The sequence below is a fragment of the Clostridium beijerinckii HUN142 genome (assembly GCF_000621745.1).
Taxonomy (GTDB): domain Bacteria; phylum Bacillota; class Clostridia; order Clostridiales; family Clostridiaceae; genus Clostridium; species Clostridium beijerinckii_A.
The window spans coordinates 20,619-40,555 of the sequence record NZ_JHXK01000021.1 but is presented as its reverse complement, the minus strand read 5'-3'; the positions used below and the strand labels follow the sequence as shown (position 1 = coordinate 40,555).

Sequence of the window (19,937 nt, the reverse complement as noted above, 5' to 3'; positions counted from 1 at the left end):
GATAGCAATCTGCTTCCTTATCTGATGAAAAAATAGCCTCGGCAAATTTGAACTTGCTATTTTCTTTCATGTGCCTTAAAAACTATAAACAGTATGAATGAAAGGAAAGATTATGCTAAAGTTATTTAAGTATTTCAAGTTTAATAAAGCAACTGTTATTTCATTAGTTATAGTTATATTGCTTAAAACAATGGGAATATTATTTGTTCCAACCTTGACAGCTAATATAGTTAACAATGGAGTAGTAAAAGGTGATCTATATTATGTATTAGAAACTGGTGGGGTAATGATAGGTATTGCAATCCTTACTGGAATACTAGCTATAGTATCAACATATTTATCAGCTGATTTATCAGCAACACTTTCTCGAGATATGAGGAGAAAAATATTTTTGCATTCACAAAAGCTATCTATAGAAGATTATAAAAGATTTTCCACTTCATCTTTAATAACAAGATGTACAAGTGATGTTAATCAAGTTGAAAATACAGTAATAATGATTTTTGAAATGATTATTCCTGTTCCTTTTATAACCTTAATTGGAATGTTGTTAGCATTTTTTAAAGATAAGTATATGGCTTTAATAATACTAATGACAGGAATAGCTCTTTTAATATTTCTTTTACTTATAAGTAAAAGAGTTGTTTCTATATCAATTAGAATGCAAGAAGAGCTAGATAAAATAAATTCTAGAGTAAGGCAATTTATTTTTGGAATAAGAATTATACGTGCTTTTAATCGTGATGTGTATGAAAAAAAACTAATGGATAATATCTTCGAGAGTTATTCTGATATTAATATAAAAATGAACAAGATATTTGCTATGGGTATGCCATTAATATTATCTATGCTGAATTTATCTACTGTTTCTATCTTGTGGTTTGGGGCTGTTAGAATAAATGATGGAAAAATGTTAGTTGGAGATATTATGGCTGTTATTGAATATTCAATAATTATACTTGTATATTTGGTCATGTCTGTAATGGTTCTTATGAATTTACCACGTGCTAGTGCGTGCTCTAAGCGTATATTAGAAATACTAGAATACAATCCTCAAATAGTAGATGAAAAAACGGCTCAGAAGACTTTACCTGATAAAAGAATCCTTGAATTTAGAAATGTTACATTTTCATATAAGGATGCTAAAGAGCTTGCATTAAAGAATATAAACTTTACATGTGAGAGTGGGAAAACAACTGCAATTATGGGTGCCACAGGTTCAGGAAAAAGTACTATAGGTAAATTAATACCAAGATTACATGACGTAAAGAATGGTGAAATATTAATTAATGATATTAATATAAAAAAGTTTACACAAAAAGATTTAAGGAATATGATAAGTTTTTCACCACAAAAAGCATTTCTTTTCAGTGGAACTATAGCTAGCAATATGAGGCATGCAAAAAAAGATGCAACGTTAGAGGAAATGAAAACTGCTGCTATAACGGCCCAAGCTGATAACTTTATAATGGAATTAAAATCTGATTACGATTCAACAGTATCTCAAGAAGGTAGTAATTTTTCAGGAGGACAAAAACAAAGAATATGTATTGCAAGGGCTTTAATAAAGAAAAGTGACATATATGTATTTGATGATAGTTTTTCTGCCTTGGATTATAGCACAGATGCTAAGGTTAGAAAAGCAATAAAGGAAAAGTTGAAAGATTCAATTGTTATAACAATTGCCCAAAGAATAAGTACGATTATGGAAGCGGATCAAATTATAGTTTTGGATAAAGGGGAAATAGTAGGCATAGGAACCCATAAGGAACTTATGAAAAATTGTATTATTTATATAAAAATAGCAGAATCACAATTTAGCAAGGAGGAATTAGCCTAATGAATGATGAAAGATCAAATGATATACTCTCCTTGGATAGTGAAATATCAGTAGAAAGAGCTAAAGATACAAAGAAAACATTAAAAAGGCTAATGAAGCTGCTCATTAATCAAAAATGGAAGTTAATAGTTGTAATATTTTTTGCTATTATGAGTTTAGCATTTACCATGGTTTCCCCATTAATTTTTAGTGAAGCTATTAATACTATATACGATGGAATAAAAAATACATCTTCTAGTAATTATTTTAATATAAGATTTGATATTATAATGAAGCTGGCCCTTATGCTTTTGGGGATATATTTGTTATCATTTATATCTAATTATATACAGCAGTATATAATGGCATCTGTATCTCAAAGGTTAGTATTATCAATAAGGAAAAAGGTAAGTGAAAAGCTTACAAAAGTGTCTTTAAGATATTATGATACACATAAAAAAGGAGAAATTCTAAGCAGGATATCAAATGATTTGGAAAAAGTATCTGATACACTGCAGTCAGGACTTATGCAATTTATTACAGCTGTCTTATCAATAATAGGTGCTGTTATCTTTATGATTTTTATAAATTGGATATTAGCTTTAATAGCTATTTTTATTATTATCATGGGAATCGTTGCAGCATCTATGTTTGAGAAAAAAAGCATTAACTATTTTACTAATAGACAGGAGTCTTTAGGAATATTCAATGGACAAATTGAAGAATATTTTACTGGACAAATGGAAGTAAAAGTATTTAATATGGAAGAAGATATAATAAAAGCTGTTGAAATATCTAATGAAAAATTATATTTAGATGAGAAAAAAGCACAATTTATCACTTATGCCATAAATCCTTTAATACGCTTGATGAATCAGGTAGGCTATGTAGTTATAGCTATTGTGGGAGCTATATTTGCTATTCAAGGAAGATTGTCTATTGGAATAATCCAGGCTTTTTTTCAATATGTAGATCAAGCTTCAGAGCCATTAACTGAGGCTGCATATATATTTAATTCAATGCAGGCAGCCATAGCATCAGCAGAACGAGTATTTGAAATTTTAGATGAAGTTGAAGAAGAAGGAGATATTAAAGATAACAAAGTAATATCAAATCCAAAAGGCAATATAGAGTTTAAGAATATAAGGTTTGGATATGGAAAAGAGATTTTAATTTCGGGAGTGGATTTAAAAGTTAACTCAGGGGAAAAAGTTGCCATAGTTGGTCCAACTGGTGCAGGAAAGACTACATTAATAAATTTACTTATTAGATTTTATGACTTAAACAGTGGGAAAATTGAAATTGATGGTATTGATATCTATAGCTTAAAACGAAGTGATTTACGAGATTTATTTGGTATAGTGCTTCAGGACTCTTGGCTTTTTGACGGAAGTATAAAGGATAATATTTCATATGGAAGAGAAGGGGCAAATCTTTCTGAAATTAAAGTGGCAGCGAGACTAGCTGAGATTGATGATTTTATAAGAGCACTTCCACGTGGATATGATACAGTTTTAAGTGATGAAAATTCATCAATATCTCAAGGACAAAAGCAGCTTTTATGCATTGCTCGTGTAATTCTAGCAAATCCCACAATTTTAATTCTAGATGAGGCTACTTCAAGTGTAGATACACGTACAGAATTAGAAATACAAAATGCTATGGATAATCTTATGAGAGGTAGAACAAGCTTTATAATAGCCCATAGATTGTCTACCATAAAGAATGCTGATAAGATATTAGTTATGGATAAGGGAAATATTGTTGAACAAGGTACACATAAAGAATTATTAGCTAAAGGTGGATTGTATAATAAAATATATAATAGCCAATTTTCAGATAGAATTAAAAAAATATAAAATAACTAGTGCCTAATTATATATTAAAAAAATAAAGCTCTATTAGATGATTATACCGAAAATACATTAGAGATTTTTAATACAGGTGAAAATTTACAGCTAGGAAACGTCATGTAAACTATATAAAATTAATTAAGAGGTAGAAGAAATAAATGTCTACCTCTTAATCAAGCTTAGATATGAATATTTTATGCCATGCAATATAGAGTTTTATATTTAATCAACTATTTAAAATTTGTACCACTCCATGACCGCCGTCAACTATAACTTTATCTCCTGTCTTAAGCCTTGTAGTCGCATTGCCACATCCTACAACAGCTGGAATACCAAGCTCTCTGGCTACTATAGCAGCATGGGATAACGGTGCTCCAATGTCAGTAATTATTGCTGAAGCCTTAGGAAAAAGAGGTGTCCATCCAACATTAGTAGTTGACGCAACCAAGATTTCGCCTTTTTTAAGGTTTTCTCCTTCCTCAGGATTTGTTAAAATACGCACAACTCCTTCGATTTTTCCTGATGCTCCTGCAAAACCTTTAAGAGTTTCAGAATCTTGTGTAGTAATAGGCATAGATTCATCATAGTAATCAACTCTTCTATTAGAATTTTTTACCCATTTAAAGGGATCAAATCTTCCGCGAATAATTGATGGTAATGGTGGAAGTAATTTATATTTTTTATAATTTTTCTTTCTAACTGCAATATGATTTAATGCTAAGTCATTTCCTGAAAGCAAATCTAAAACTTCATTGATGTAAAGAAAAAATATATCATTTCCTATGCCTGTAAGTTCCCCAGCCTTTAGTGCAAAAGCACGATTAACTCTAAAGGCTCTAGTCCATTCCGAACGAACAGACTCTCTAAGACGAGCTGCTTCAGCCACTTTTACAATTTTCTTTTCGAAATTATTAGCTTCTTTAGGAAAATGTTCTTTCAATCTTTTGAGAGATTCTTCATATTGATCATGTTGTTTATTAAGAAGCTTTTCTACATCTGTGTTTGAATTCTTCAATTCCTCTATCTGCTTTTCAAGCCAAGTTTCATCTTCTCCAGGATGAGGTATGGATAATTCAAACTCATGTGGCCCACGATGTCCGTATTTCATTCTGTATTCTTCACGATTCATTTCTCCAGTTATAATCTTTGATATACCAATAATAGGTCCAAGGCTCTCGAGGGATGAATCTCCTCTAAAATTAGACATAAGTGTATTTGTATCTTCAATTCCTGCTACTTTTATTAACTCATCCTTTAATTTATTAGCTATGACCATTTTTCTTCCACCAGCAAGTGCAATCCACAAAGCCTTAAAATTAAAAGGTAAAATTTCAGTTTTCCATAGATCGATTAATTCTTCTTTTGTCTTTACTTCTTTAATAGTTTCAGTCATCCTTCTACACAAATTTGGAGATTCATTCAAATGCTCTGGAATTTCCTTAGAAGCTTTAATAATATTTTTTAAACGATGTTTTAATTTTGGAGCCATCACTTTTATCAAGCCTAGTTTTGAAAATGGATAAATAGGAATTTCTATTTCTTCAGGCATTTGGCCAAAGACTTCACTCATTGTTTTTATTAGACTCTTAATATCTTTGCCGAAGGCAGGGTATAAAGACAATGCATAACTGATGTTTGTATATGCTCTTCCACAAATGTTGCCTGAAAATAAATAGTATCCAGGAATAGTCATTTGTTCTTCATCCAAAGCCCTTATTATAGACCAGCTTAGGGGAGTGAAAACATCAGACATTGCTTCTCCAACATTAGTATTGGTCCATAGGAAATCCCCGTCCAAAGTATCGTTCCATTCATATGTATCAGGATTACCAGTTATCAAGGTTGTGATAGGTCTTGCTTGTAATATATATAATTTTCCATTTGATACTGCCCACTCAATATCTTGATGAGCACCATATTCTGTTTCAAGTTTAGATGCATATTTATATAACTCTGAGGCATATTTCTTAAATTCAGGTGGCCCCTCATATTTTCTTTTGGGCCTCATAATATTAAATGGATATGCATTTGCTTCTCCTGATACAAGCTGTTCTCCTAATCCAAATACAAAATTACCGGTCATGCTCTCGTGACTGCCTGTAATTGGATCAGCAGTAAATAATACTCCTGAAATTTCAGACTGTATCATAATTTGAATCACTACCGCTATCTGATGAGAGTGATCCATTCCTTGGACTGAACTGTATGCTTTTACTCTTTCTGATTCTCTTGAGCTAAAAACTTCATATATTGCGCTTTGAATTTCTTCATCTGTCTTAACATTTAAAACTGTTTCAAATTCTCCTGCAAAAGAAGCTTGAGCAGAATCTTCACTTAAAGCAGATGATCTTACTGCAAATAAAACACTTTCATTATCTTTTCTAATTTCTTTTAAATAATGTTTGATTTTATTCCAAGCATCCTCATTAAGAATATTCTCCTTAAAAGCTGATGGTAAAATCACAAATCCGTCAGGAACAGGATATCCTGCTTGAAACATTTTTGATAACATACATCCTTTTCCACCTGCAAATGATTGGAGTTCAGGGGTTAATTCTTTAAAGCTTTTGATCATATCCAACATTATAATACCTCCTTTTTAAAACTCAATATTTATTTATAAAAACAACTTTTAAGCATTTCTGTATATGCTTCTGCTTCAATAAAAGCCTTATCATAATTAATTTGTTTTGAAGATGATGACTTTGCCTCTTCTAGAACTTTTGCATTAAATCCTTGAAAGGACCATATAACAACGTTTATCGCCCTTTCTATATCTATGCTATCTCTAAATTTAGATAAATCTATACCATTAAATACTCTTTTTGAAGCGCTTTCTAATTCTTCCTTATTTATCACATTTAAATCATTTTCTATATCACTTGATTTTTCCATATTTACAGCTTCAATGAATTTAAGAATTTTAGGAAATTTATTCAATAATTCTGCTTTAATCAGATGGATTTGACGTAACCTAACGAAAAAATCTCTTTCCTTTAAATCAATCTTTTTGTAAAATTCAGTCATGCTAACATCTATGCAATAATCATATAAAAATAAAAATAATTGCTTCTTATTTTTGAAATAGTGAAATAATAACCCTTTAGATATACCGGCCTCTTTAACAATCTCATTTGTAGAGGCATTCTCATAACCTTTCTCAGCAAATTCATTTATTGCTGCATTTAAGATACGATTTTGTTTTTCTGAATCTAAATTTAAAAATTTCGATACCACAGTATTGCCTTCTTTCAGATCTATGTAAGATTAATAAGGAATTTTATATAGATATTTGTGCTATTAAGTTATGCTCATTACTTTAGTGAAATATTATTATTGTAATTTAAGTAGTAAAAAAATAATTCTTTTTATTATTTAAGAGGATTATAACTTCATTGACCAGTATGGTCAATGAATAAATTTAATACTTAAAAGTAAAAAATTGTATTATTGCTTAATAATATAATTGGTATTAAGGGGAATTTAAAAAGATGAAGTGATACTGGGAGAGAAGTAAGTTCTAATTAATAGATTTCTTTTAATGACTAAAAGTTTATAATTTGTTATGGAATTAAAATAAAAAATGACGGATTTTGAATATTGAACTATGAAGAATATATTAAATTTATATAAAAATGATACTGAAATTTAAATTTATTGACAATAAGATATATTGTATATATTATTAAGTAGAGATCTACCTAATTTGAAGTGAGGATGATAAATAATGAAGAATAGAAACTGGGAATACCCGTATGATTTATTTATAAAGAGCATTGCTCAAAAGATGAGATATACAAATGACGAAAAATTAAAGGAATATGATCTTACTTCACCTCAAGCTTTATTGTTGGAGCTTATTGAAAGAGAAATAAGGCACGGAAACGAGATAACTCGCAAGAATTTAGAGAGTGTTATGAATTTAAAAGGCTCATCTATAACTAATCTTTTAAATGGATTAGATAGAAAAGGTTGCATCATACGTAGTGCTGGGATATCAGATGGGCGTACTTTTCAAATCCAAGTTACTGCAAAAGGAAAAAATATATTAACAGAAATGGAAAAGGTTTTTGAAGAAACTGAGGAACAGTTATTAAAAGGCATGTCACAAGAGGAGAAAAAAGTTTTTTTGGATCTGCTTATTAGAGCTTATAAAAATTTATATGGAGAGTCTGATTAATAATAAAAAGCAAAATGCTGCTTTTTATTTAAATGAGTATGTAGAAGTCTACGTATTTTTTATTTTCTATGAAGCTTTGTTTTATTACTTATTAAATATGTTAACTAACTTTGAAAAAATTGATTGTTTATAAATTAAGTTATGCAAATACTTTAAAGGGCCCTAAGTTAACTCTCATTTAACAAAGTAAGTAGATGTCTACATATATTTCTAAATATTATATCAGATATTTTAAATGAAGGCATTATAAGCATTAGGATTAAATTGATTAAGATAGGAGAAATAATTATGTCAAAATATATTAAAATGTTAAAAGAATTAAATAAAGATTCATTGCTTGAAGCAGGAGGAAAAGGAGCTAACCTCGCAATATTAATAAATGCTGGACTACCTGTACCACCTGGATTTGTGGTTACAACAAGTGCATATGATGTTCATCTTGAAAGATCTGGTCTTAAGGAGAAAATAACAAAAAGGCTTGAAAAGATTAAGGGACAAGATATTAATGAAATATCAGAGGCAAGTAAAGATATCTCATCATGGATTGAAAAAGCTCAAATGCCTATTGAGATTCAGAAGGAGCTAAACATAGCTTTTGACGGCTTGTATAAAAAAATGGGAGCAAGTGAAAAGATGTCAGTTTCAGTACGATCAAGTGCAACGGCTGAAGATTTACCAACGGCTTCATTTGCAGGGCAGCATGAGACTTATCTTGGTATCTATGGAAAAGAAAATGTCATTAAACATTTAAAAAAATGCTGGGCAAGTCTTTGGTCATTGCAGGCAATAAATTATAGAATAAGTATGAATTTTGAGCATCTTAAGGTGGATCTTGCAGTTGTAGTTCAGGCAATGATAGATTCAGAGGCGGCTGGAGTGATGTTTACTGCAAATCCTGTAAATGGAAAGAGAGATGAAATATTAATAAGTGCAGGCTATGGGCTTGGTGAAGCAGTTGTTAGTGGTTTAATAACTCCGGATTCATTTGTTTTAAGCAAAAAGGGAGATATAAAAGAAAAGAATCTTGGCTCTAAAGAGATTAATATTAAATTAACTAAAAACGGAATTGTTACAGAAAAAGTACCTGATTCAAAGAGAAAATCCTATTGCCTAGGATCAAATGAACTTAGTCAGCTTACAAAACTAGCAGAGCTTGTTGAAAAACATTATGGTAGTCCTCAAGATACAGAATGGGCTCTTTCTGAAGGCAAGATATATTTACTTCAAGCAAGACCAATTACAACAATGGAAGCTGAGGGGGAGGATTTTAATATACTTGGATCTGAGGATAAAATAATTTATCAAGGCAAAAAGGCAGATTTTGGTCTTCAAAGTGTAATGGAACATAGTCCATATCCACATACTCCTTTGGATTTTGCATGTTTTACTCATTTCTATCAGGGGATATATACTTCTTTCTCCGAAACAGGCTTTAAGATGCCTAAGGAGCAGAATATACCTATAGAAAGAGAAAGTGGATGCGTGGCATTAAGCTATCAGGCGCCATCAATATCTCCATCTATAATTTGGAAGGGGCCTAAATCATTAATTAATGATTTATTTAAAGATACAAATGTTCTATGGCAGGATTTTTCAAGAGAAGCTAATGAGTGGATTAAGAGGATGGATACTGCGAAAAAGAATACAAACGATTCAGAGAAGCTTATAAAACTTATTAAACAGGGGATGAAAGAATACGAGAATTTTGTTTATAAAAGGTTTTCTTTAATTGGTATGCCTGGTGGAATTACTGAGTTTAAGTTTAATAAGTTAATTAAAAAAGCTGTAGGAAAGGAAATGTTTGAAGAGGTTAAAGAAAATCTTCTTAGAGCTTTGCCTTTTAGAACTGCACTTCAGAACAAAGAAATGATAAAGATAGCACAAACAGCAATCATGAATGGAAAAGGCGGCCAGGCTTTTAAGGATGCAATTGAGAATTTCTTGAAAGAATATGGAGATAGATCTTCTATAGGTGCTGGACGTATGATATCACCTTCTACATGGAGTGAAAAACCTGAAATGATAAATGAAATTATTGATGCGTTATTATGCGATACATCTATATTAGATTCGGAAGAAAGTTTTAGGAAACAGGAAGAAGCTTATAAAATTGCAAAAGACTTAGTAAAGAAAGGGTTAAAATGTGATGATTATAAAAAGTTTACTAAAGTTCTAGAGAAAATAAGATATACGGTAATAATAAGAGAGGAAAGTGTATTTTACTTAGAAAAAATAGCAGGTTGTTTGCATAGAATGGCTTTAAAGCTAGGAAGCCTTTTAGTTGAGAAAGATTATATTAATGATGCAGAAGATGTATTTTTCATTTTTCTTGAGGAACTTAATTCAGTGGCAGAAGGTAAGTTAAATATAGAAGAAAGATTAAATAAAAGAAAGAAAGCTTTTGATAAGGTTTATGAGGCTCATGAAAAAGGTGTGCATTGGTTGGTAGCTACAGGGTCAATTCCAGTATTTGAGTCAAAGGAAAAAATTAAACAAGATAAGAACGAAAATTCTAATTCAATTAAAGGAAGTGCTGCAAGTCGTGGAGTATATGAAGGTTCAGTATGCATAGTAAGAAATCCTTCTGAATTTAAAAAATTGAAAAAGGGAGATATACTCGTATCGCCATATACATCTCCAATTTGGACACCTCTTTTTAAAGTTGCAGCTGCGGCTGTCACTGAAATAGGAAGCCCAACATCCCATGCGGCAATTGTAGCTAGAGAGTACGGTATACCGGCTGTTGTGGCTATTGATAATGCAACAAGTATATTAAAAGATGGACAAAGAATAAGAGTAGACGGAACAAATGGAGTAATAACATTATTATAAATAATTGTGAAAATACGAATGATAATACACGAAAGAATTAATTTTATGGAAAGAATTAAATGGATCATTGATGGTGAAGCTAAGTTAAATCAGTTGGATAATGTTATATTATTAGTAATAGTCTAACAGTAAAATGCATTGACAGTAAAAATTCAGCGTGATACCATTGTAATTGAATGATTTATAAAAAGGAGACTTAAAGAGATGATTTTAGTTGTTCTTAACTAAGCTATTAAAATTAAATAGTTTGAGATGCTTTGAAGTTCTACCATAGAGCTTTAACTAAGTGAGCATTTTAAGAACAATATCTTCTACTAAGCTCTTTTATAAAAAATAAAATAACTTTAGATATACATATATTTAGAAGTACTTATTTTGATTAAGCTAAAGTATATGTTTTATATTAGATTAAATTTAACTATAATAAAAGATCTTTAAATAAATGAACTCTCCATAGATGATATTGTTTGTCTATATGGGGAGTTTTAATTTTGTATAAAGAAAGGTGGGACTTTTTATGGAATTTACAAAGGTTACAGAAAAGGTTTATTATCTAATTAATGACGGAGAAACTGACAGACCAGTGCTTGGATATATTAAAGGAGATAAATATTCTTTAATGGTGGATGCAGGAAATTCAAAAAATCATGTAAAGAAATTTAATAGTTGTATAGAAAAATTGAATTTAAGATTGCCTGATTATGTTGCAATCACTCATTGGCATTGGGATCATACTTATGGGATGCATGCAGTTACAGGAAAAACTATAGCATGTGAAATAACTAATGAGCAATTAAATGTTATGTCTAAGTGGCAATGGACAGATGATGCAATGAAAAATCGTCTCTTAACTGGAGAAGATATTGAATTTGCAGATACTAATATTCGTAAAGAATACGAAGGACTTCAAGGTATAAAAGTTGTACCAGCTGATATAGTCTTTAAAAATGACTTAGAAATAGATTTAGGAGGATTAACAGTTATTTTAAAAAATGTTATTTCACCTCATTCTCAAGATTCAGTAATAGTTTATATACCTGAAGAAAAAGTAGTATTTATAGGAGATGCTTATGGCATGGACTACTATAATAATTGTGAATATGATCCATCTAAATTAGAGCGTTTTATAAATGTATTAAAGGATTTAGAGTTTGACATTTGTTTTCCGGGACACTCATCACCTATAAATAAAACTGAGATCATTGAATATTTAAATTCACAGCATAAGAAAATCTATGAAGACAAATAAATATTATTATTTGAATAATTAATCGCTGCTTAGAACCTTTAGCGATATTTTCATAGCTTTTCGGAACAAAATATTTATGATTTCGGTAAGTTACCACATAAGTCTAGTTTTAAAGTTCGATATCTATAATATTCTTTACAATAAATATTGTGAAGAATAAATATTCTAAACCATATATATTCTGAAGAATATATATTCTAATATTCTTCAGAATATGCTTGAATAATACGGGCTTGAAGGCTGTGGACGTAAATAAACCATATGTTTTTATGCGATTTAAGAGAGAAAATCTATGGCCATATTTAGTAGAGAAGAATTTTAATAGGTGTTCATAAGAATACTAAATAGATTATTAGGAAGAATTCATGTATGAGTTAAATAAATTGAGATTAATTAAATTTAATCTAATTCGGATGTTAGCCAAGAAGTCATGAAAGAAAGAATCTCATCAGCTAATGCAGAAATTGCAGAAGCATCTTTCAAGTTACCTTTACTATTCCAACGTTTCGTAGCGCAATATATACCGCTGCTCATCATAACAGTAATCAATTCTAATTTTTCTTCTTCATTCTTTGAACAAGTTCTGGTATTATTGAGCATGTTTTGTACTGTATCTTGTAATTTAAGCTGAACTCTCATATCAATTAACATGTTGGCAGATTTATATAATCTTATATAGCTAGTGCCAACAGTCTTATGATAGTCACACATAATAAAAATTAAATCACGCAAAGTTTTCTCATTTAACTTTGCATCAGGACTAATCCTACTAGATACAATTGTCATGAATTCATCTGATATAAAAGAATCTAATAAATCATATTTATCTTTAAAATGAGCATAAAAGGTTGCGCGGTTTACGTTAGCTCTTTCTGAAATATCCTTCACGGTTATATTTTCAAAGGGGCTTTTATTAGCTAATGAAAGAAATGCATCTTGGATGAGTTTACGAGATTTAGTTATGCGTTTATCATTTATTTGAGATTTTTGTATCATACCTGCTCCTTTCTAAATATATATTCTATAAAAATATTAATTCATAGAAGTTTGCTTTAAACTATTGGACAATTCAAATCAGACAACCTTATAACGAATGAATTATATTATTTAGAATTTATATAGTATGGATATTTTAAGTAAGCTCCTAAATTATAATTTTAATTGAGCACTTGGCTTATTATAGTTATAAGTATAAATTTATTATTGCAATATAAATATTCCTTAATAAACCCTTGTTATTAATATTTTTTACTTAATAACCGACATTTCATGATTTCTGTTGGTTGAATAGCTAATTTCAGTACATTATAATAATAGCATGCATAAATCGCGACAACAACACGTGTTTAATAATTTGACGATTGAGCTGCTATTTACAATTATGTATACGAGGAGAAAGTAAAATGAGTGAATTAAAACATAGAATTGTTGAAACAAATGGTATAAAAATGCATATAGCGGAACAAGGAAAAGGGCCTCTTGTATTATTACTTCATGGCTTCCCTGAAATATGGTACTCATGGAGGAATCAGATACCTGTTTTGGCTGAAGCAGGTTACCATGTAGTGGCACCAGATTTAAGAGGATATGGAGATACAGAAAAACCAGAAAATATTGATCAATACACTCTGCTTCATTTAGTTGGAGATATAGTTGGATTGTTAGATGCATTAAATGAAGAAACAGCAGTAATAGTAGGAAATGATTGGGGAGCAACAATAGCATGGAATGCAGCATTATTAAGGCCAGATAAATTCAAGGGCGTTATAGCTTTAACAGTTCCAATGATGCCTCAACCACCAATTCCGCCAACCACTGTTTTCCCACAAACTAGTGAGGAGTTATTTTATACTTTATATTTTCAAACACCAGGTGTAGCAGAAAAAGAATTCGAGAAAGATGCACGATTTGCAGTTCATAACTTACTGTATTCAGCGTCTGGAAATGCAGGACCACGTAAAGGTAATGATGGAACTCCAAATCCATTTAGTATGGTATCAAGAGAGAAGGGATTACTTTCAGCATTACTAATGCCTAAAATTACATCTTGGCTTAAAGAAAATGACTTAGAGGTTTATGCAGAAGCATTTGATAAAACAGGCTTTAGTGGCGGATTAAATTATTACCGGAATTTAGATAAAAATAGAGAATTATTAAGTTGTTTCAATGGATTAAAAGTAACAATTCCTGCATTATTTATAGTAGGGACTCGTGATGTTGGCTTAAGTATTCCAGGGATGGATCAAATAATTTCTGGAATGAAGAGTATTGTCCCAAACATCCGTCAAACTATATTTCTTGAAGATTGCGGACACTGGGCTCAACAAGAAAAACCAGAAGAGGTTAGTATAGAAATAATTTCATTTCTTAAAAGTTTATAATATATTATAGAAATTAAAATAAAAACTTGTGGGCTTTGAAGTCATCACTTCAGCGTCCACAATAAAACACATCAAAATCATATGCTCACTTTATAGGAGACAGTTAAAATAATAAAACTGTTTCTATAAAGGGGGCATTTTGTTTTTAAATTATATTTGCTCAATTATATCAACATAACAAAAATGTAATATTAATGAAATGTAGTTAAATTGATGAAGTAAGTATAATAATATAAAATAATTAACATAGGGCCAAGTTAAGTATGTGGATTATAGATATATATCAAAAGCAAAAGTTAGATATATACATGTTAAAACTGAAATTAAATACATGTTTATTCCAGCGGACGTATGAAATTTTTATTTGATGAGTCCTAAGTGAAGGATTGGATACGAAGCAAAGGTTTAAGAAAAAAGGGAGAATTATAGATGAAAAATATATTGAATGTAGAAAAAATTGAGAAATATTATGGCAATAAGGGGAATTTAACAAAGGCAATAGATAATATAAGTTTTAAGGTAGATGAGGGAGAGTTTGTTGGAATAATGGGGCCTTCAGGAAGTGGTAAAACTACACTTCTTAATTGTATATCAACCATTGATAGTGTTACTGCAGGAAAAATATTGATAAATGGTAGTGACATTACAAGGTTAAAATCAAAAGAATTAGATAAGTTTAGGCAAAATGAGTTGGGATTTATATTTCAGGACTTTAACTTATTAGATACACTTACAGCTTATGAGAATATTGCTTTAGCCTTAACAATAAAAGGAGAGGACACCTATAAAATAGATGAAGAAATACAAGCAGTAGCAGAGCATTTAGAAATAGGACAAGTGCTTAATAAGTATCCTTATGAGATGTCTGGTGGGCAAAAGCAAAGAGTTGCTTCAGCAAGAGCAATTGTAACTAATCCATCTTTAGTTCTTGCCGATGAACCAACAGGGGCACTAGACTCTAAGTCAGCTAGGCTGCTACTTGAAAGGTTTGAAAACTTAAATGATAATTTGAAAACTACAATACTTATGGTTACTCATGATTCTTTTACAGCAAGTTATGCTCATAGAATACTCTTTATTAAGGATGGTAGAATTTTCAATGAACTCATAAGAGGTAAGGACACAAGAAAGGGATTTTTTAATAAAATCATAGAAGTTATATCTCTTCTTGGAGGTGATGATAACAATGTATTTTAAGCTGGCCTTTGGCAATATAAAAAAGAGTTATAAGGATTATACTATATACTTCTTAACATTAATATTAGCAGTATGCATATTTTATAGTTTTAATTCTATAGATTCACAAAAGGCACTTTTTGATATAAAGTCTTCAAATGCAAATTACATAGAGAAACTAACAGATATTATGTCTTATTTTTCAATGTTTGTATCAGTAATACTAGGAAGTTTAATCTTGTATGCTAATAATTTTCTAATAAAAAAACGTAAAAAAGAATTAGGGATATATATGACATTAGGAATGGGAAAGAGAAAAATATCTAAGATTTTAGTAACAGAAACTTTTATGGTAGGCGCTATATCTTTAGTTGCGGGCCTTATATTAGGAATAGCAGCTTCACAAGTCTTATCTACTCTTATCTTAAAGCTTCTCGATGCTTCTATGAATGAATATAGATTTACAGTTTCTGTAAATGCCATAGGAAAGACTATATTATATTTTGGAATAATGTTTTTACTTGTAATGATTTTTAATGTATTTGTTGTTTCTAAGTACAAAATAATAGACTTGCTTGCGGCAGATAGAAAAAATGAAAAGATGAGATTTAAAAATCCATATATATATTTGGCAGCATTTCTGCTAAGTATAGTATCTCTAGGGGCTGTATATAAATTTTTATTAAAGATAGGCATAGAAACATGGAATCCAATGTTTACACCTTCATTAGTCATTGGTGCTATAAGCACAGTATTATTATTTTTTAGTTTATCTGGAGTTATATTATATTTTTTAAATAAAAATAAAAAGGTATATTTTAAGGGATTAAATATATTCGTTATAAAGCAGGTAAATAGTAAATTCAATACACATTTTTTATCCATGTCAATAATATGTTTAATGCTGTTTATTACAATAATTGTATTATCTACAGGAATAGGTCTTAAGAAGAATTATGAAGCAGGCCTTGAAAAAATAACACCTTTTGATGCTAGTGTAACCATATATCCTCATGGTGAAGATATTTCTTTAGATGACGTGTTTAATAAAATTGATTTCAAAATAAGTGAAAATGAAAAATATATAACTTATGATGAATATATTGCATCAGTAGAAATTAAGGATTTATTTAAAGCTGAAGATGAGGATTTTAAAAGCTATATAGCAAGCTTTGTGAAAATATCTGATTACAATAAAATATTAAAACTAAAAGGTGAAAAAGAAGTTAATTTAAATAGTGATGAAGTTTTAATCTTATCAAATTATAACAAATTAGCTGATCCAATTAATGAAAAATTAAAGCATAGCAATAAAGTCAATATAGAAGGAAAAGAGTATCTAGCGAAAAATCACAAGGCTCTACAAGAAAATCTTGAAACCTCTATAATGGCAGAAAATTATTGCGTTATAGTAATAAATGATGAGTTTTTGCCAGATAGTAAAATCTGTAGATCAGTGCTTAATGTAATGTATACTGATGAAAATAGAGAAGAAAACAATGAAAAATATGAAGAGATTCATAATAATTCTTTGATTGGTGGGAAGTTCGAAAGTATGGATGTCCCCCATATGGATGCCTATTCAAAGGATGGAATTTATTCTAGGGAAAAGCGTTCTTCAACGTCTGAATTATTTCTTGGCTTATATTTAGGTATGGTATTTTTGATATCAAGTATGGCTGTATTAGCACTTCAGCAATTATCAGAAGCTAGTGACAGCATAGAAAGGTATAAAGCTTTAAGGAGAATCGGTGCAAATAAGAAGATGATAAATAAAACAATATTTCTTCAAACCTTGATATACTTCAGTCTTCCAGTAATTCTTGCGTTAGTCCATTCAATAGTCGGCATTATTGTAATTAACAAGGAGATAAGTAATTTCAATCAAGTAGATATTAGATTTTCAGCATTAATGACAGCTGTAATATTTATTATAGTATATGCAGGGTATTTCTATACAACATATACAGGGTATAAAAATATTGTAAAAAATAACATATAAGAACTAGGTAAGGAGGTGAATTAATCATGAAATTTCTTTCATATTTAAGGGTGGAATTAAAACGTACTTTCCATTCAAAAATTGTTTATTTAGTAATGCTATTAACCATATTCAGCCCAATGGCTGGCTATAAGTTGTACAATGATAGTATGTTGGACGAAACGATAACAGGTCACTTTATCGGAAATCCAACTGTTGCTGGCGCTCTAATTGGAGGAATTTTATTTGCTATGTTGACTTTTCTTAAGTTTGATCAAGGACGTAAGTATAAAACTGAGATATTATTGAGCAGCATTGTATCTCCATTAGCTCTAAATGCAGTTAGATTAATTGCTATAGAGGTATCAGCAATTATTACTGTTTCTATTGAAGCTGTATTTTATTATCCATATACGGTTATGAAAATGGGAAGAGTTTTTGATGGATACACGTATTTGAATAGTTTCTTTCTTTTAATCCTCCCATCTGTGATGTTGTCAATTTTAGCAGCTTCAGCTTTATATCAGATTTTTCAAAGATTAGATATTAGTGCTGCTGCATTTATTGTACTTGTCTTACCTAATTTATTTCAACGTGTTCCTATTGGTAATATTATGCGTTGGATAAAGCCGGCAGTTCCAGAATTTTCAGATTATTTCAGCAATACAGAAGTATTTCGTTTAATGGAGCATAATAGATTATTTTGGTTTTTAATGTTTGGAGGAGTATGGTTAGTTTCGGTATTAGGTGTACGTATTTATGGTAAAGGATTATTTGCCTCTATAATTTATAATTCCAAAAGAATAATTTATATTCCTCTAATTGCTGTGGTAATGATAAGTGAATCAGGCTATGCCTTTGTAAATCAACCAGATGTCTATATATTATCTAAGAATCAAATTGCTGATTTACTTGAAATATTTAAAGATAAATCAGAAGATAATCGTTATAAGGTAAATAAAGAGCTTCAATTATTAAACAGTGATTTTAAGATTTCATTTGATGGAAACAAGGGAAGCCTTTCTGCAAAGACGGTATATTCTTTTAATAATCTAAGTGATAGTGAGCAGGAGTGTAAATTGAAGATTAATCCAGGATATGCTATTAAAGTAGTAAAAATAAACGATAAAGTTGTTCCTTTAAAAAAATTGGACACATTAGAAGCTAATGCTGAATTTATTATGCCTGTTGGGAAAAATATTAATGTAACTATGGAATACGAAGGAAAGCCTAAGATTTTTTATATGGTAAGTGATGATATTCTAGATACAACTATTAGTAATAGATATATAGATTTAATGAGTAAAGAAATTATTCCTGAAATTCAGGTTACAGATAGCAAAGATAATTCAAATATTACAGCTGAGCTTACAATGCCTTCAGGTGTTATGCCAATAATCAACCCATGTCAGATGGATGAGAATGGCAAGGAAATTGCTAATATTACAGGTGATACGACTAAGTTAATTTCAGAAGAGGGTGATAAAAAAACTTGGCTTGTTAAGCTTAAAGGAACTCGTTTTGATTTAATGGCAGGAGATTATGTTATGAAGCAACTAGGAAGTGAAAAAATGCCAGTGCAATTTTATTATAGCAGTAAACATGGTGATAATATGAAAAAAATGAATGCTGAAAAGATAATGAAATATACTATAGATTATTGTACTAAGCATTATGGTAAGCTGAAAAAAGTTTCTGAAAATAATCCATTAAAAATAGTAGAGAAAACAGCATTATTTCCAGGAGGATTGGGATTCCCTAATTATAGTACAATGACAGAAAACTGCTTTAGTGATGAGAATTTAAGTAATACATCAAAGGGATCTTCAGGTGCTGAAGTATTAGCTCATGAACTTGCTCATCAATGGTTTGGAGTGGAGACTGTTGGATGGCATGGTAATAATGAAAACTGGTCTGCTGAAGGACTTGCGGTATATACTACCTATCGCATTGCTAAGGAAAACTATGGAGAAGAATATGCTCAAAAAAATTATGTGAATAAGTGGAAAGATGACGTAAAGTATAGTGAAAAAAACTTTTATTATAGGTATCCAGAATATTTAAATTTATTGTCAGAAAGATATGTTGAAAAGGTTAAGGGAGAGAATAGAAGCGTATGTTTATATTCAAAGCTTCCACTTCAAATTTTAAAAGCATCTGAGCTTGTTGGCGGTGAAGATAAAATGGATGAAATTTTAGCTAAATTATATGAAAATAGCTCAAAAGAAAAAATTTCATGGCAGGACTTTTTAGATGCATGCGATCTTAAAGATGAGGATTTAAATCTTGATTAAATTATTTAAATATGAATTTAAAAGACTTATTATAAATAAATTCTTATATCGAATCAGAGCTGTTTGTGCTAATATAACAAAAATGTAATGTTAATGAAATGTAGTTAAATTGATGAAATAAATAGCTTCATATAAAATAAGTTACATGAAATGAAATTAAAAAATAATGATT

General features: G+C 30.0%; 12 protein-coding genes. 9 read left to right on the top strand and 3 right to left on the bottom strand.

The features are described 5' to 3' along the window. The first annotated feature begins 112 nt into the window (after positions 1–112). Complete coding sequence (locus T483_RS0111345; protein ID WP_026886955.1) at positions 113–1,840, top strand: ABC transporter ATP-binding protein; 1,728 nt, start codon at positions 113–115, stop codon at positions 1,838–1,840. After that, positions 1,840–3,678, top strand: coding sequence for an ABC transporter ATP-binding protein (locus T483_RS0111340; RefSeq protein WP_026886954.1), 1,839 nt, complete (start codon positions 1,840–1,842; stop codon positions 3,676–3,678). Before T483_RS0111345 ends, T483_RS0111340 begins: the two co-directional genes overlap by 1 nt. Positions 3,679–3,898: 220 nt before the next feature. On the opposite strand, the gene T483_RS0111335 is transcribed toward T483_RS0111340, so the two are convergent. Together T483_RS0111335 and T483_RS0111330 are read right to left on the bottom strand one after the other, a co-directional pair. Further along, on the bottom strand, positions 3,899–6,256 hold the full coding sequence (locus T483_RS0111335) for a PEP/pyruvate-binding domain-containing protein (RefSeq protein WP_026886953.1): 2,358 nt from the start codon (positions 6,254–6,256) through the stop codon (positions 3,899–3,901). A 29-nt stretch (positions 6,257–6,285) separates the two neighbouring features. Then, on the bottom strand, positions 6,286–6,909 hold the full coding sequence (locus tag T483_RS0111330; RefSeq protein WP_026886952.1) for a TetR/AcrR family transcriptional regulator: 624 nt from the start codon (positions 6,907–6,909) through the stop codon (positions 6,286–6,288). A gap of 490 nt (positions 6,910–7,399) precedes the next feature. On the opposite strand from T483_RS0111330, the gene T483_RS0111325 reads away from it, so the two are divergent. The 3 genes from T483_RS0111325 to T483_RS0111315 all read left to right on the top strand — a co-directional run bounded on the left by T483_RS0111325 (position 7,400) and on the right by T483_RS0111315 (position 11,933). Then, the gene (locus T483_RS0111325; protein ID WP_026886951.1) at positions 7,400–7,852 is read left to right on the top strand and encodes a MarR family winged helix-turn-helix transcriptional regulator; all 453 of its coding nucleotides are present in this window, start codon (positions 7,400–7,402) and stop codon (positions 7,850–7,852) included. Positions 7,853–8,140: 288 nt separating this feature from the next. Further along, positions 8,141–10,684, top strand: coding sequence for a PEP/pyruvate-binding domain-containing protein (locus T483_RS0111320; RefSeq protein ID WP_026886950.1), 2,544 nt, complete (start codon positions 8,141–8,143; stop codon positions 10,682–10,684). A 517-nt stretch (positions 10,685–11,201) separates the two neighbouring features. Then, positions 11,202–11,933: an MBL fold metallo-hydrolase gene (locus T483_RS0111315; RefSeq protein WP_026886949.1), complete on the top strand. Its 732-nt coding sequence runs from the start codon at positions 11,202–11,204 to the stop codon at positions 11,931–11,933. Positions 11,934–12,332: 399 nt separating this feature from the next. Here T483_RS0111315 and T483_RS0111310 read toward each other — a convergent pair whose 3' ends face one another. Continuing rightward, positions 12,333–12,929, bottom strand: a complete 597-nt coding sequence (locus T483_RS0111310) for a TetR/AcrR family transcriptional regulator (RefSeq protein WP_026886948.1) — start codon at positions 12,927–12,929, stop codon at positions 12,333–12,335. A gap of 407 nt (positions 12,930–13,336) precedes the next feature. Here T483_RS0111310 and T483_RS0111305 point away from each other — a divergent pair, with 407 nt between their 5' ends. The 4 genes from T483_RS0111305 (at position 13,337) to T483_RS0111290 (ending at position 19,765) form a co-directional block, all read left to right on the top strand. Continuing rightward, positions 13,337–14,314 carry an alpha/beta fold hydrolase gene (locus tag T483_RS0111305; protein ID WP_026886947.1) on the top strand — a complete coding sequence of 326 codons (978 nt, stop codon included), beginning with the start codon at positions 13,337–13,339 and terminating at the stop codon, positions 14,312–14,314. 429 nt (positions 14,315–14,743) lie between these two features. Beyond that, positions 14,744–15,511, top strand: a complete 768-nt coding sequence (locus T483_RS0111300) for an ABC transporter ATP-binding protein (protein ID WP_026886946.1) — start codon at positions 14,744–14,746, stop codon at positions 15,509–15,511. Then, on the top strand, positions 15,501–17,492 hold the full coding sequence (locus T483_RS0111295; protein WP_026886945.1) for an FtsX-like permease family protein: 1,992 nt from the start codon (positions 15,501–15,503) through the stop codon (positions 17,490–17,492). Before T483_RS0111300 ends, T483_RS0111295 begins: the two co-directional genes overlap by 11 nt. Before the next feature lie 26 nt (positions 17,493–17,518). Then, a complete protein-coding gene (locus T483_RS0111290) occupies positions 17,519–19,765 on the top strand; it encodes a M1 family aminopeptidase (protein ID WP_080696983.1) in 2,247 nt (748 codons plus the stop codon). Positions 19,766–19,937 lie beyond the last annotated feature (172 nt).